General features: G+C 72.4%; 13 protein-coding genes. 8 read left to right on the top strand and 5 right to left on the bottom strand.

What is annotated here, in order from left to right; translation table 11 throughout:
- Window positions 1-205: 205 nt before the first annotated feature.
- A complete protein-coding gene (locus ABZ193_RS03300) occupies window positions 206-613 on the top strand; it encodes a DUF3151 domain-containing protein (protein WP_020418429.1) in 408 nt (135 codons plus the stop codon).
- An 11-nt stretch (window positions 614-624) separates the two neighbouring features.
- Here ABZ193_RS03300 and ABZ193_RS03295 read toward each other — a convergent pair whose 3' ends face one another.
- The gene (locus tag ABZ193_RS03295; RefSeq protein WP_237335534.1) at window positions 625-1,842 is read right to left on the bottom strand and encodes a lipase family protein; all 1,218 of its coding nucleotides are present in this window, start codon (window positions 1,840-1,842) and stop codon (window positions 625-627) included.
- A 135-nt stretch (window positions 1,843-1,977) separates the two neighbouring features.
- Here ABZ193_RS03295 and ABZ193_RS03290 point away from each other — a divergent pair, with 135 nt between their 5' ends.
- Complete coding sequence (locus tag ABZ193_RS03290; protein WP_027935932.1) at window positions 1,978-2,559, top strand: TetR/AcrR family transcriptional regulator; 582 nt, start codon at window positions 1,978-1,980, stop codon at window positions 2,557-2,559.
- 58 nt (window positions 2,560-2,617) lie between these two features.
- The gene (locus ABZ193_RS03285) at window positions 2,618-4,456 is read left to right on the top strand and encodes an FAD/NAD(P)-binding protein (RefSeq protein ID WP_354708703.1); all 1,839 of its coding nucleotides are present in this window, start codon (window positions 2,618-2,620) and stop codon (window positions 4,454-4,456) included.
- Window positions 4,457-5,473: 1,017 nt separating this feature from the next.
- Here the strand turns inward: ABZ193_RS03285 and ABZ193_RS03280 are convergent.
- Together ABZ193_RS03280 and ABZ193_RS03275 are read right to left on the bottom strand one after the other, a co-directional pair.
- Entirely contained in the window at window positions 5,474-6,106 is a 633-nt protein-coding gene (locus ABZ193_RS03280) for an HNH endonuclease family protein (RefSeq protein WP_027936665.1), read from the bottom strand.
- Window positions 6,107-6,202: 96 nt separating this feature from the next.
- Entirely contained in the window at window positions 6,203-6,751 is a 549-nt protein-coding gene (locus tag ABZ193_RS03275) for a hypothetical protein (RefSeq protein ID WP_308191137.1), read from the bottom strand.
- A gap of 174 nt (window positions 6,752-6,925) precedes the next feature.
- On the opposite strand from ABZ193_RS03275, the gene ABZ193_RS03270 reads away from it, so the two are divergent.
- The gene (locus ABZ193_RS03270; protein WP_020423309.1) at window positions 6,926-8,212 is read left to right on the top strand and encodes an adenylosuccinate synthase; all 1,287 of its coding nucleotides are present in this window, start codon (window positions 6,926-6,928) and stop codon (window positions 8,210-8,212) included.
- Between the two features lie 57 nt (window positions 8,213-8,269).
- Here ABZ193_RS03270 and ABZ193_RS03265 read toward each other — a convergent pair whose 3' ends face one another.
- Window positions 8,270-8,764, bottom strand: coding sequence for an OsmC family protein (locus tag ABZ193_RS03265; protein WP_027936667.1), 495 nt, complete (start codon window positions 8,762-8,764; stop codon window positions 8,270-8,272).
- A 95-nt stretch (window positions 8,765-8,859) separates the two neighbouring features.
- Between ABZ193_RS03265 and ABZ193_RS03260 the strand changes: the two genes are divergently transcribed.
- From ABZ193_RS03260 to ABZ193_RS03245, 4 genes are read left to right on the top strand one after another with little or no spacing between them, the layout of a single operon-like run.
- The gene (locus ABZ193_RS03260; protein ID WP_354708702.1) at window positions 8,860-9,771 is read left to right on the top strand and encodes an LLM class F420-dependent oxidoreductase; all 912 of its coding nucleotides are present in this window, start codon (window positions 8,860-8,862) and stop codon (window positions 9,769-9,771) included.
- Window positions 9,772-9,811: 40 nt separating this feature from the next.
- On the top strand, window positions 9,812-10,288 hold the full coding sequence (locus ABZ193_RS03255; RefSeq protein ID WP_020423312.1) for a (2Fe-2S)-binding protein: 477 nt from the start codon (window positions 9,812-9,814) through the stop codon (window positions 10,286-10,288).
- A complete protein-coding gene (locus ABZ193_RS03250; RefSeq protein ID WP_237335530.1) occupies window positions 10,285-11,229 on the top strand; it encodes an FAD binding domain-containing protein in 945 nt (314 codons plus the stop codon). The genes ABZ193_RS03255 and ABZ193_RS03250 overlap by 4 nt, the downstream gene beginning before the upstream one ends.
- Window positions 11,226-13,316 (top strand): xanthine dehydrogenase family protein molybdopterin-binding subunit, encoded by a 2,091-nt coding sequence (locus ABZ193_RS03245; protein ID WP_354708700.1) that lies wholly within the window; start codon window positions 11,226-11,228, stop codon window positions 13,314-13,316. Before ABZ193_RS03250 ends, ABZ193_RS03245 begins: the two co-directional genes overlap by 4 nt.
- 9 nt (window positions 13,317-13,325) lie before the next feature.
- Here the strand turns inward: ABZ193_RS03245 and ABZ193_RS03240 are convergent.
- On the bottom strand, window positions 13,326-14,629 hold a 1,304-nt coding region (locus ABZ193_RS03240; protein WP_354708699.1), incomplete at its 5' end, for a cation:proton antiporter.

Genomic DNA, 14,629 nt, shown 5'->3' with positions numbered 1-14,629 from the left:
TCGGCCGGGCGGGGCGGAGCGAGATGCCGGAATTTCAGGGTTCACCCTGAGGCGTGACACGCTTGCGTCCGGGGGCGGCGGCGGGCATTGTGTCCGCCCGTGATGCCGAAACGTCTCGTCGCCACGATCCTGATCGCCGCTCTCGTCCTGCTCGGCAGCGGGGTCCTCGCGAGCCTGTTCGTCTGAACCGCCGATACTGGGCAGCATGACGAACCTGCTGGAACCCGACCCCACCCGGCTGCCCGAGCGCGTGGACGCGCAGGCCGCGATGGACGCAGGCACCGACCCGTCCGACGTGGCCGCCGAGCACCCCGACTTCAGCGAGGCCTGGGCGGCGCTGGCCGAGCGGGCGCTGGAGGCGGGCGAGTTCGTCCCCGCCTACGCCTTCGCCCGCACCGGCTACCACCGCGGCCTGGATCAGCTGCGCCGCGCCGGGTGGAAGGGCTTCGGCCCGGTTCCCTGGGACCACCGCCCGAACCAGGGCTTCCTGCGTGCCCTCGCCGCCCTCGCAAAGGCCGCCCAGCGCCTCGGCGAGACCGAGGAGTACGAGCGGTGCCGGAAGTTCATCGCCGACTCCGACCCGGCGGCCGCCGCGGCGACCGGCCTCCAGTAGATCCGGACCATCTAGAACGCTCCACAGTTGGTTGGTGCCGCCTTCCCCGCGAACCGGCCTTCCAGCCAGGCGAAGGCGGCCGGGTAGCCGGCGACGGCGCCACCGACGTGGGTCGGCACCGCGAGCGTGTCGAACTGCACGGTGGCGCCCTCGCCGCACCAGTTCCGGGCCATGGTGCGGCCCTGCTCGTAGGGCACGATGTCGTCCAGCGCGCTGTGCACGACGTACATCGGCACCTCCGGTTCGAGCGTCCCGATCCGCTGCTCCTCGACGACCGACGCGTACGGCTCCTCGGCCAGGTACTCGCCGATCGAGCGGCCGTCGACGGTCAGGTCGGCGGTGCGGGTGAACGCGTGGTTCACGATCGACTCGGCGGTGCACTCGTTCTCGACCTGCGCTTCGAGCGCCTTGCCCCGGTCGTTGAGGACGTCGGTGATGCGCAGCTCGGGGTAGGCGTAGTTGACGCTCGCGACCGCGAACATCAGGAAGCCGACGGCGTAGGCGCCGTCCAGGCTGCGGCCGACCGCGGCGAGGTCCGCCGGGACCGCGCCCGCGTAGGCGCCCTTGAGGTCCAGCTCCGGCGCGTAGGACGGCTGCAGCTCGGCGGCCGCGGCGGACGCGCCACCGCCCTGCGAGTAGCCGGCGATCGCGACCGGTCCGTCGGCGGGCACGCCCGGCAGCTGCTGCGCCGCGCGGATCGAGTCGAGGACGGCGTGGCCCTCGGCCTTGCGGTTGACGTAGGTGTGCACGCCGGGGGTGCCGAGGCCCTCGTAGTCGGTGACGACGACCGCGTAGCCGCGCGCGAGCAGGCCGGCGATGAACGGGCCCTCGTACTCCCCGCCCGCGGCCAGTGCCTTCGACGGCGCGCACTGGTCGCCGAGGCCCTGCGTGCCGGGCGCGTAGGCGATGAGCGGCCGGTCGCCCGCGCCGTGCCACGGCGTCTTCGGTGTCAGCACGGTTCCGGTGACCGCGATGGCGTCACCGTGCGTGTCCGTGCTGCGGTACATGATCCGCTCGACGTCGGCGGGAGCGCGGAGCAGTTTCACCGGGTCGAGGAAGAACTCGCTCGGCGCGTGACGGATGATGGCCCCGTTGTCACTCGGCAGGGTGGCCGGCGGGTCGTAGAAGTCAGCGGAGGAGGTCACGGCGACGGCGGGCGTGGTCGTCAACGACAGCGCGGCGACCGCCGCGGTCACGATCGCCACGAGCCGGCGATTCGAAAGGCGCATGAACGCTCCCCGGTGAGCTATTTTCCGACAGCTATGTCGGAAAAGGATTGTGGTGAGGTGGCAGGCATGTCAATGCCCCGAAAGCGTGGCCCCGGCAGGCCCCGGAAGCTGCCGGTCGCCGAACAGCGCGCGCTCGTGCTCGCCGCGGCGGGGCACGTGTTCGCCACGAGCGGCCTGCAGGGCGCCACCATCGAACAGATCGCGCGTGACGCCGGCCTGACCCGGCAGGCGGTCTACGAGCTCTACGGCGACAAGAACGCGTTGTTCGCGGCCGTCGTCGAACAGGCGGAGGAACAGGCCTACGCGGCGATCGCCGCGGCCGGCGCGAGCGACGCCGATCTGGACCTGAAGAGCTGGGCGCGCAAGAACTACGCGAACCTGTTCGACTTCGTCGCCGGGCACCCGGACGCGCTGCCGCTGTTCCAGGAAGCCGAGCGCACCGGCAATTCCGCGTTGTCCCGGCTGCGGAAGCGGCTGGCCCTGGTCTACACCGAGGCGAGCGGGCAGCGGTGGGCGGAGTTCGGCGTCGAACCGGGCCGGGCGGACACCGCGCTGGTCACGATGTACTTCGCGATGGTCGAGTCGCTGGTCCGGCTCAACTGGAACGGCGACGCGCCGGACCGGGACGCGTTGATCGACCTGCTGACCGAGTTCACGATCGGCGGCGTGCTGCGGCTGTACAGCCAGGCGCCGGAGGTCATCGCGCGCGTCCGGTAGGTGTCCAGGATGCGGGAACCGGGGCAGCGGCGGGAGGTCTTTCCGTAGCGTCGAAGGCATGGCGCCGTCTCAGCTCGCGATCGTGGGGGCGGGGCCGCGTGGCGTCGGCGTGCTGGAGCGGCTGTCGGCGAACGCGGTTGAGTTGCTCGGGCCCGCGGGGCTGGTGGTGCACCTGATCGACCCCTTTCCGCCGGGCGCGGGACGGATCTGGCGGTACGAGCAGTCGCCGCTGCTGCGGATGAACTCGATGGCCGAGGACGTCACGATGTTCACCGACGACACGGTGACGATGGACGGGCCCGTGCGGACCGGGCCGTCGCTGTGGCAGTGGGCGCAGGAGGTGCGCGCGGGGCGGATCCGCTACGACGTGCCCGAGGACCTGCGAGACGAGCTCGCGGCGTTGCGCGGAACGTCGTTCCCGACGCGGCGGCTGGCGAGCGCCTACCTGGACTGGGTGTACCGGCACGTGCTGGCCGGACTGGCGCCGGGCATCGAGGTGGTGGAGCACCGCACGCGCGCGACGCGGATCGACGAGACACGCGTGTGGCTGGACGGTGTGGACGAGCCGCTGGACGTGGACGTCATCGTGCTGGCGGTCGGGCACCTGGACGCCGAACCGGGTTCGGGTGAGCGGGAACTGGCGGAGTTCGCGGCCGCGCACGGGCTGGCGTACTACCCGGCGGGGTACACGGCGGACGTCGACTACCAGCACGTCGCGCCGGGTGAGCCGGTGCTGGTGCGCGGGTTCGGGCTGGCGTTCGTCGACCTGATGCTGTTGCTCACCGAGGGCCGCGGCGGGCGGTTCGAGGAGCGGTCGGGCGGCCTGGTCTACCACCCGAGCGGGGCGGAACCGGTGCTGCACATCGGATCCCGGCGCGGGGTGCCGTACCACGCGAAGCCCGGTTACCGGTTGCAGGGGTCGGCGCTGCGCCTGCCGCGGTTCTTCGGTCCGGAGCGGGTTGCGGAACTGCTGGGGCGGGACCGGCACCTCGACTTCCGCGCGGACGTGTGGCCGCACGTCGCGAAGGAGCTGGCGTGGGGGTACTACAGCGAGCTGTTCACCGGTCATCCGTCGCGGGTGCTGATGTCATTCGAGGATTTTTCCCGTTGTTTCGCGGAGTTTTCGTGGGACAGCGCGGAGATGCGGGCGCTGGTGCGGCGGGCGGTGCCTGCCGAGGAGGACCGGCTCGACCTCGAGCGGCTGGACCGGCCGCTGGCGGGGCTGCGGTTCGAGACGGCGGAGGAGTTCGGGAAGCACCTGAGGTCCTATGTGGAGGCCGACCTGGCGCGGCGGGCGGATCCGGCGTATTCGGCGGATCTGGGCGCGTTCATGGCTTTGTTGTCGGCGTACCAGCAGATGCCGGCGCTGACCGCGTCCGGCGCGCTCGATGTGTCCGATGTGGATGGCTGGTGGCACGGGTTCTTCTCGTACTACGCGAGCGGCCCGCCGCCGCGGCGGTTGCACGAGTTGCTGGCGTTGCACCAGGCCGGGGTGGTGTCTTTCCTGGGGGCGGATGTTTCGATTTCGCTCTCGGCGGAGGGGTTTGTGGCGTCGTCGGGCAGCTTCCCGGGTTCGGTGACGGCCCGGACGCTGATCGAGGCGCGCCTGCCGACGCCCAGCGTCTCACGGGCGTCGGACGGTTTGCTGGCGCAGTTGCGGGGCGCGGGCGAGCTGGCGGAGGAGCACGTGCGGGACCTGCCGTCGGGCCGCATCTCGACGCGGGTGTCGGACGGACGGTTGCTGGACGCGGCAGGCCGGCCCCAGTCGCGGCGTTTCGCCTTGGGCCCGCACACGAGCGCCCGCTCGGCAGCGGCGTTCACCCGCCCACGCACGAACGGCCCGTCATTCCGCCAGAACGACGCTGCGGCGCGGGAGATCCTGCGAATGGTGGGGTGATTTACAGGCCGCAGCGGGGGCGGGTGCCGGGCGCGGCGGATGCCATGCGCAAGGCAGCGGCAGCGGCAGAGGCGACGAGGCGGGGCGCGGCGGGCGCCGGGCGCGGCCGGGGCGGGGTGCGGCCGGGGCGGGGTGCGGCGGGCGCCTGGCGTGGCAGGTGCCGGGTAAGGCAAGTGCCATCCGCAGTACGGCGGCGCGGGCCGCGGCGTGTGCCCATCGCGGTGGGCGGCACTTGCGGCCTGGGCCGGCCGGGGTGCTGCGCCGGCCAGAGTGCCGGGCCGACCGGGGTGCCGGGCCAGCCAGGGTGCCGCGCCGGCCAGGGTGCCGGGCCTGCTGGGGTGCCGCGCCAGCCAGGGTGCCGGGCCTGCTGGGGTGCCGCGCCAGCCAGGGTGCCGGGCCTGTCGGGGTGCCGGGCCGGCCAGGGTGCCGGGCCAGCCAGGGTGCCGGGCCAGCCAGGGTGCCGGACCAGCCGGGGCGGCCTGCGCCGGCCGGGGTGCCGGGCCAGCCAGCGTGCCGGGCCAGCCAAGGTGCCGGGCCAGCCAGGGTGCTGCGCCGGCCGGGGTGCCGGGCCGGCCGGCTACGGGCGCGGGCCGGAATGGCTGGCAGCGGGGTTGAGTTCTCGGGTCCTGCGCTCGCGGGCCGGGGGGTGGGGCAGGCCGCCGCTCGGGTACCAGCGGGCGGCGGCCTGCCACCGGCCCCGGGCGTGAACGTCCCGGTTGCAGTTCCGGGGCCGGCTCATCCAGCATTCACCACCGGCAGACCGGCCCTCGCGCGGGACGCTGCCCACCGCGCTACTGACGCACCGCCCCACCCCCAGCGCGGTGGGCCGCGATCTTCGGCCACGCGGCCCGCATCCACCAGAGCCACGCGGCCCGCAGCCACCAGAGCCACGCGGGCCGGATCAACGAGAACCACGCGGGCCGGATCAACGGGAGCCACTCGGCCTGGATCAACAGGAGCCACGCGGCCCAGATCAACGAAGGCCACCCGCCCAGGACCAACGAGAAATCCCCTGGCTCAGCAGCGGTCCAGCATCTCCGTCAACGCCGCCTTCTCCGCGCTGTCGATGGTCAGCTGCCACTCGTACTTCACGTCGATCCACATCTTCGCGTAGGTGCACCAGTAGCCGGTGAGCGGCGGCTTCCACTCGTCGGGCGACTTGTCGCCCTTGGCCTGGTTGACGTTGTCCGTCACCGCGATCAGCTGCGGGTTGGTCAGGTCGTTGGCGAACGCCTCGCGCTTGGCGGTGGTCCAGGCCGACGCGCCGGTCCGCCACGCGGCGGCCAGCGGCACGACGTGGTCGATGTCGACGTCGGAAGCGGCGGTCCAGGTCGCGCCGTCGTAGGGGCTCTTCCAGGTTCCCGACGTGGCGGCGCAACTGGAATCCGTCACGACGTTGGTGCCGTCCCGCTTCAGCACGACCTCGCGGGTGTTGCAGCTGCCGCCCTGGTCGTCCCAGTGCGGGAACTTGTCGCGCGAGTAGCCGGTGGACGTGCCGTCCGCCTGGACGGTCAGCGCCGCCAGCTCGGAGCGGGCCGTGGTCTCGGACGGGATGTTCGGCGGCTCCGCCACCGCGGTGCCGGTCGCGATGCCGGTGGTGAGCAGGGCCGAGAGGCCGAGGACGATCAGCGAGTTTCGGGCGATGCGCATGGGTGCCGCCTTCGGGTGATCGGTGAGGACCCTCCGAAGGTCGAACATGAAGATGGCGAAAGCAATACCTGTGGGTGATTTACCGACGACAGTAGGTTAACTATCGGTGATCGCCAGCAGGTCCTCGGTGTGCCGGTACCAGGTCCAGCGCGTCACCGGCCGCGGATGCCGCACCCCGTTCTGCACCACTTCCGCCGGGTGGCAGCCCAGCTGGCAAGCCCGCCCGGACACCTCGGTCACCCGCCGGAACAGCCCGCGGGTCACGCGCACGTCGACGCCCTCCGCACCCGGCCGGACCACGAACGACCGCGCTGAGCCACGGAAAGCGACCGTGTCGTCACAGTAAGCCTCGCCGGTGACCGGACCGACCACCGCTTCACCCAGCAGGACTCCGCCGCTGTCGTCGCGCACGAGCACCCGCGGCCGTGGCTCACCCTTCCGGGCGAGCGCGAGCGCCTCCGACGGGTCGGCCGGCAGCCCCCACAGCCGCGCCGCCGGCGAGCCCGGATCGGTCGGCACGTATCCCACCGGCGTGTCCCCCAACCGGTTCTTCCGCATGATCCGCACCACGACCGCGGCCAGGTCCGCATCCGTGCCGACGACGATCAGCGGCTCCCCGGAAGTGCCCTCCAGCAGGGGATCCACGTCGTTCCTGCCGGGGCGCGCGGGCACTTCCCGCACTCCCGGCTCGTTGCGAAGGAGTGACGAACCAGACCCGCAAGCCAGCACCGTTCCCCGCGCCACCGGGTCCTCCGTTACGCTCATGCACCGGCATTTGCCTGCGCTGAATTTCCTGTTGCCGAATACCTGGAGTGTCACATGCCGGCCATCGTGCTCATCGGTGCCCAGTGGGGCGATGAAGGCAAGGGCAAGGCCACCGACCTGCTCGGCGACCGTGTCCAGTGGGTCGTCCGCTACCAGGGCGGCAACAACGCCGGTCACACGGTCGTGCTCCCCAACGGGGAGAACTTCGCCCTGCACCTCATCCCGTCCGGGATCCTCACGCCGGGCGTGACCAACGTGATCGGCAACGGCGTGGTCGTCGACCCGGGTGTGCTGCTCGACGAACTGGACGGCCTGGAGAAGCGCGGCGTGGACACCAGCCGCCTGCTGCTCTCCGCCGACGCGCACCTGATCATGCCGTACCACGTGGCGATCGATAAGGTCACCGAGCGTTACCTCGGCAGCCGCAAGATCGGCACCACCGGCCGTGGCATCGGCCCGTGCTACCAGGACAAGATCGCCCGCGTCGGCGTCCGCGTGCAGGACCTGCTCGACGAGAAGATCTTCCGCCAGAAGGTCGAGGCGGCCCTGGAGTTCAAGAACCAGGTGCTGGTCAAGGTCTACAACCGCAAGGCGCTCGACGCCGACCAGGTGGCCGACGAGGTGCTGGCCGCGGGCGAGAAGTTCGCGCACCGCATCGCCGACACGCGGCTGCAGCTGAACAAGGCCCTGGAGAAGGGCGAGACGGTGCTGCTGGAGGGGTCGCAGGGCACGCTGCTCGACGTCGACCACGGCACCTACCCGTTCGTGACGTCGTCGAACCCGACCGCGGGCGGCGCGAGCGCCGGGTCGGGCATCGGGCCGGGCCGCATCGGCACCGTGCTCGGCATCCTCAAGGCCTACACCACGCGCGTCGGGTCGGGCCCGTTCCCGACCGAGCTGAACGACGCGATGGGCGAGCACCTGCGCAAGGCGGGCGGCGAGTTCGGCGTCACCACCGGGCGGTCGCGCCGCACCGGCTGGTTCGACGCGGTGATCGCCCGGTACGCCACGCGGGTCAACGGGATCACCGACTACTTCCTCACCAAGCTCGACGTGCTGTCCGGCCTGGAGCGGGTGCCGATCTGCGTCGGGTACGAGGTGGACGGCTTCCGCACCGAGGACATGCCGATGACGCAGACGGACGTGCACCACGCCGTGCCGATCTACGAGGAGCTGCCCGGCTGGTGGGAGGACATCTCGCACTGCCGGACGTTCGAGGAGCTGCCGGCGAACGCGCGGGCGTACGTGGAGCGGATCGAGGAGCTGTCGCAGGCCCGGGTGTCCGCCATCGGCGTCGGCCCGGGCCGCGAACAGACCATCGTCCGCCACGAATTCTTGTAAGTGGTTCCACGGCTTGCGGGGCGGTGCGGGTAGCGGAACCTGAGGCGGCGCGGTGCTCTAGGCCAGGGCGGTCTTCGTCGGCGTCGGGTTCCGGAAGAGGTCCAGCACCGGGCAGTGCTCGTCGACCTGGCGCTTGAGGTCCTCGTAGGCCTCGCGGCTCGCCGGGCCGTCCAGGTCGACCGTGACCCGCACGTCGGTGAAGCCGGGGCGGGTCTCGTTGAAGCCGAAGAAGCCGTGCAGGTCGAGATCGCCCTCGACGGTGACCTTCACCGAGGTCAGCGGCACGCCCAGCTTCGCGGCCCAGAACTGGTACGTGATCACCTGGCACGAGCCGAGCGCGGCCAGCGCGTACTCGACCGGGTTGGCGGCGGTGTCCGTGCCGCCCAGCGGCGCGGGCTCGTCGACGCGGAAGGCGTGGTCCCGCACCTTCACGTCGACCTGGGTTGCGGTGCCGCCGACCAGCTGGTGGTCGACGGTGAACGAGACGGCGGCGTTGGCGGGATCGGCCGAGACGGCCTGGCGGGTTCCCTCGATGACATCGGTGAGCGACATGGTCATCACGGTGACGTGAGCGCCCCGCGCGGCGCGAGGGCTCCCAGAAGCTGGGACGCGGAATCCACGCCGCCCGGTCGCCGTTACCGGTGATCATGAGGATCGGAGCGGCACTGGCCACCGCGGACGACACCAACTACGTCGACGCGATCGTGGCCCAGGCGAAGCAGGTGGCCGCCGACGGGCTGAAGTCGGTGTGGTTCGGGCAGCGGTTCGACTACGACGCTGCCGCCCTGGCGACCGTCGTCGGGCGCGAGGTGCCGGAATTGTCCGTCGGCACCTCGGCGATCCCGATCTTCGGACGGCACCCGCTGCTGGTCTCCAGCCAGGCCCAGACGGCGCAGGCCGCCACGCACGGGCGGTTCCAGCTCGGGCTGGCGCTGGGCGCGAAGAACCTGCTGGAAGGCGCGTTCGGCCTCAGCTACGACCGTCCGGTGGCCCGGCTGCGCGAGTTCCTGACCGTGCTGCGCGAGCTGTTCACCACCGGCACCGCCGACTTCCGCGGCGAGGTCCTCACCGCCGTGCCGCCGCTGCCGGCCGCGGTCCCCGGCGCGGGCCCGGTGCCGCTGCTGGTCGCCGCGATGGGGCCGCAGGCCCTGCGGGCGACCGGGGAACTCGCCGACGGCACGCTGCCCTACCTGGCCGGGCCGAAGGTGCTGGCAGGCGAGATCGTCCCGGCCATCACCGCCGCGTCGGCCACCGCGCCGCGGGTCGTCGCGTTCGTCGCCGGTGTGGTCACCTCCGACGTCGAGCGGGTGCGCGCGAACGCCGTCGAGCAGCTCGCGTTCTACGAGCGGATCCCGTCCTACCAGCGGGTCATCGGCCTGGCGGGCGCCTCGCGTGCCGGTGAGCTGGCGGTGATCGGCGACGAGGAGACCGTCGCGGCCGAGATCCGGCGCTACTTCGACGCCGGGGCCACCGAGGTGGTCTTCACCCAGACGGACCTCGGCAGCGCGGAGGACCAGCGGCGCACCTGGCGGCTGCTGGGCGAACTGTCCGGAAAATGAGTTGCCTGGAGCGGACTCCATGTGCCTAGCCTCGGCAGGCATGGATGACCGCTCTGCACTGACGATCACAGTCAACGGGATCCAGCACCGGCTGACCGTCGATCCACGGTCGATGCTGGCCGAAACACTGCGCGACGACCTCGGGCTGACCGGCACCAAACGCGGCTGCGACCGCGGCGAATGCGGCGCCTGCACCGTGCTGGTGGACGGCCGCCGGGTGTTGTCCTGCCTGACCCTGTCCCTGCTCGCCGACGGCGCGGAGGTGACGACCGCCGAGGGCCTCGCACCCGAGGGCGAACTGCACCCGGTGCAGCGCGCCTTCCTGGAGAACGACGCGTTCCAGTGCGGGTTCTGCACGCCGGGGCAGGTCGTGTCCGCCGCCGCGTGCATCGCCGAGGGACACGCCGGCTCCGAGGACGAGATCCGGGAGTGGATGAGCGGCAACATCTGCCGCTGCGGCGCCTACCCGCAAATCGTTTCCGCCGTGCGGAAAGCCGCCGCGGAGGTGGTCCGATGAGGACGTTCGAGCTGACCAGGGCCACCTCCGTCGAGGCGGCGCTGGACGCGCTGACCGCCGGCGCGCAGGCCATCGCCGGTGGCACCGAACTGCTGAACTGGCTCAAGGAGGGCATCGAAGCGCCCGCCCGGCTGGTCGACATCAACCGACTGCCGCTGGACCGGATCGAGTTCGCCGACGACCACGTCCGGCTCGGCGCCTTGTGCCGGATGAGCGACGTGGCCGCGCACCCGGAGCTGGCGCGCGAGTTCCCCGTCCTGGTGCAGTCGCTGCTGCGGGCCGCCTCGCCGCAGCTGCGGAACATGGCCACGCTCGGCGGCAACCTGATGCAGCGCACCCGCTGTCCGTACTTCCGCGCGGACACCGGGCTGCCGTGCAACAAGCGGGTGCCCGGCTCGGGCTGCTCGGCCCGGCACGGCGACACCACGTCCGCCGCGATCCTCGGCTGGTCCGACGACTGCGTCGCGACCCACCCGTCGGACCTCGCGGTCGCACTCGCCGCGCTCGACGCGGTCGTGGTCGTGCGTGGCCCGGACGGCGAGCGGCGCATCCCGGCGACGAGTTTTCACCGGCTGCCGGGCGACGAACCGGCGCGGCACAACGAACTCCGGTCCGATGAGCTGATCACCGCGATCGAGGTGCCCCGTGGTGGCACGCGGTTTTCGCACTACCTGAAGGTCCGGGAACGGGTCTCCTACGAGTTCGCGGTGGTCTCCGCCGCGGCCGTCGTCGAGTGGGACGGGCAGACGATCACGCGGGCACGCGTCGCGCTCGGCGGGGTGGCGCACGGGCCGTATCGGATGGAACTCGTCGGCGTGCCGTTGGACAGGCTGGCCGAGGTGGTGCGGCTCACCCGCGCGCGTCCGTTGCCCGGCAACGAGTACAAGGTCACCCTCGCCGAGCGCGCCGCGGTGCGCGCGATCAAGGAGGCGATGTCGTGAAAGCGCTTACCAGACTGGACGGCCCGGCCAAGCTCACCGGGGCCGCGCGGTACGCGGCCGACGCGTCCGCACCCGGCACCCTGACCGCCGCGCTCGTGCCCGCCACGGTGCCCACCGGGCGGGTCACGAGCATCGACACCTCCCAGGTGGTGGACGCGACGGTGCTGACGCACCACGACCTGCCGCGCCTGACCCCGATGCCGTCGCCGCCGTTGGGCCACTCGGTGCTGCCCCTGCAGGACGACCTCGTGCACTACGAAGGCCAGCCGGTCGCGGTGGTCCTCGCGGACAGCTGGCAGCAGGCCCGCGAAGCCGCGCGGCAGGTGCGGGTGACCTACGACGACGTCCGGCCGCCGCTGCTGTTCGGACAGGCCGAGGACGTCGTGCCGCACAGCGACCACCTGCTGGGCGAGGCCGACGAGTCGACCGGCGACCTCCAGGCCGGACTGGCCGCGGCCGACCGGATCGTCGAGGCCACCTACACCACCGCCAACCGGCACCACAACCCGATGGAGCCGTGGGCGGTGCTCGCCGAGTGGGTGGACGACGAGCTGGTGCTGCACGCGTCCGTGCAGGCCGCCGCGCTCACGCAGGCAGTGGTCGCCGAGCTGTTCGGCGTCCCGGCGGACGCGGTGCGGGTGATCTGCCCGTTCACCGGCGGCGGGTTCGGCAGCAAGGGCTACGTGTGGCCGGCGCTCCCGCTGGCCGCCGCGGCCGCCCGCGTCACCGGGCGGCCGGTCAAGCTGGTGCTCACGCGTGCCGAGATGTTCACGTTGTCCGGGCACCAGCCGGCCACCCGGCAGACGATCACGCTGGGCGCGACGGCCGACGGGCGGCTCACCGCGATCCGGCACCTCAGCAGCAACGCGGCCGCCCGGGTGGACGACTACACCGAGAACACCACCCACGGCACCACCTGGCTGTACGCGAGCCCGGCCATCCACACCGCGATGCGGGTGCAGCGGGTGGACCGGCCGCAGCCGACGCCGATGCGCGCGCCGCACGAGGGCCCGGGGATCTTCCCGCTCGAGTCCGCGATGGACGAGCTGGCGCACGAGCTGGGCATCGACCCGGTCGAGCTGCGGATCCGCAACGAACCGGCGGCCGACCCGATGACCGGCAGGCCGTTCTCGTCGCGGAAGCTGGTCGAGTGCCTGCGTGAGGGCGCCCGCCGGTTCGGCTGGTCCGAGCGCGATCCGGAACCGCGGTCGATGCGGGACGGGCACGACCTCGTCGGCTGGGGTGTCGCGGCGGCGACCATGGACACGTTCCGGGCCCCGTCGGCGGCGCGGGTCCGGGTGGACGCCGCGGGCCGGGTCACCGTGGAGACCGGGGCGCAGGAGATCGGCACCGGGCTGCCCGCGATGGTGCAGGCCGTGGCCGCGGAGACGCTCGGCTGCGATCCGGAGTCGGTCCAGGTGCGGCACGGCGACCCGGACTTCCCCGGGCACGGCGGCACGATGGGGTCGATGTCCGCGATGGGCCTCGGCTCGGCCGTGCAGGCGGCGGCGCGCGAAGTGCTGGACAAGCTGGGCGCGGACCCGGGCGACCCGCTCGCCGACGCGCTGGCCGCGGCCGGGCTGCCCGAACTGACCGCGGAGGGCCGGTGGGCGCCGGAGTCGTCGCTGGCGGCGGGCCGGTCGGCGGACCACTCGATCCACACCTACGGCGCGATCTTCGTCGAGGTGCGGGTGGACGAGGACCTCGGCCTGCTGCGCATGTCGCGGGCGGTCGGCCGGTACGCGGCGGGGCGGATCCTCAACCCGCTGGCCGCGCACAGCCAGATGACCGGCGGGCTGGTCTGGGGCTACGGGCAGGCGGTGCTGGAGCACTCGGTGTTCGAGCCGGCGCTGGGGCGGTTCCTGAGCAAGAACCTCGCCGGTTACGTGGTGCCGGTGAACGCCGACATCCGCGAGCTGGACGTGGCGTTCGTGCCGGACGACGACCGGCTGGCGAGCCCGGTCGGCGCGAAGGGCATCGGCGAGCTGGGCGCGGTCGGGGTCGCGGCGGCGATCGCGAACGCGGTGTTCCACGCGACCGGGCGGCGGGTGCGCGACCTGCCGATCAAGATCGCCGACCTGCTGTGAGGAGGGCGGTCACGACAGCCGCGCGGTGAGGGTGTCCGACAGGGCGAGCTCTTCGAGGTCGAGTTCGCGCAGGACCTTGCGCAGCACCTCGTCGTCGAGCTTGCCCTCGGCCCGCTGCTCCAGCATCGTCTCGCGCTGCACGAGCAGCAGTTCGCGGCGCGCCTGCACGAACGCGGCGTGCGGGCTGGACTCGCGTTCCTCGGCGCTGAGCGAGATCGCCGCGACGGCTCCCCGGTAGCGGGTCTCGACAAGGGCCCGCAACCGGTTCACCAGCCGGTCGGCCTTCTCCGGCGGGATGTCGAGCCGGTGGCACAGCTCCGGGGCCAGCTCGTCGAGCCGGGCCAAGGCCGCGTGCATCGCCGCCTCGCGGGCCGCCATCTCCTCCTCCGCGTCCTGCTCGGCGTCGTCCTTGTCGTGCACGCCGAGCTTGCGGATCACCGCGGGCAGGGTGAGCCCCTGGATCAGCACGGTCCCGATCGCGACGACGAACGCGAACAGCTGGATCTCGTCCCGGCCCGGGAACGGCTGCCCGGCGTGGGTCGTCAGCGGCACACCGGCCGCCGCGGCGAGCGACACCACGCCGCGCATGCCCGCCCAGGACAACACGAGGAGGTTCCGCGTCGGCGGCCGTTCTCGTTCGCGGCCGAACAGCCGGAGGGCGTGCGGCAGGTAGGCGTTGAGGAACACGTACGGGAACCGGATGGCGATGGTGACCGCGAGGATGGCGATCGCCGCGGCGAAGAGCTGCCAGTTGCCGCGCGCGTTCTCGTTGGCGCTCTCCAGCACGAACGGCAGTTGCAGGCCCATCAACGCGAACACGAGCGCTTCGAGCAGCACGTCCAGCGACGCCCAGATCGACGAGTCCTGCACCCGCGTGGCCGAGCCCGCGTACAACGACCGGTCACCGAGGTACAACCCGGCGGCGACCACCGCGAGCACGCCCGAACCGCTGAAGTCCTCGGAGAACGGGTGCAGGTGCTCGGCGACGACGTACACGGCGAACGGCACGATGATGCCGAAGACCGACTCCATCAGCGGGTCGTCGAGCTTGCGCCGGATGTAGGAGACGAGCACCGCCGCCGCGAGCCCGACGCCGATCCCGAGCACCGCGGCGACGAGGAACACCAGGAATCCGTGGCCGAGCGACCCGGCCGCGCCGAGCACCGCGGCGAGACCGATCTTGTACAGGGTCAGCGCGGCGGCGTCGTTGACCAGGCTCTCCCCGGTGAGCACGGTCATCAGGCGGCGCGGGAGGCGCTGGCGGCGGCCGATCGCGGCGGCGGTGACGGCGTCCGGCGGCGCGACGACCGCGC

The organism is Amycolatopsis sp. NPDC006125, assembly GCF_040614195.1.
GTDB lineage: Bacteria > Actinomycetota > Actinomycetes > Mycobacteriales > Pseudonocardiaceae > Amycolatopsis_E > Amycolatopsis_E tucumanensis.
The sequence above is the reverse complement of the archived record's forward strand: the minus strand, read 5'-3'. Positions and strand labels throughout refer to the sequence as shown.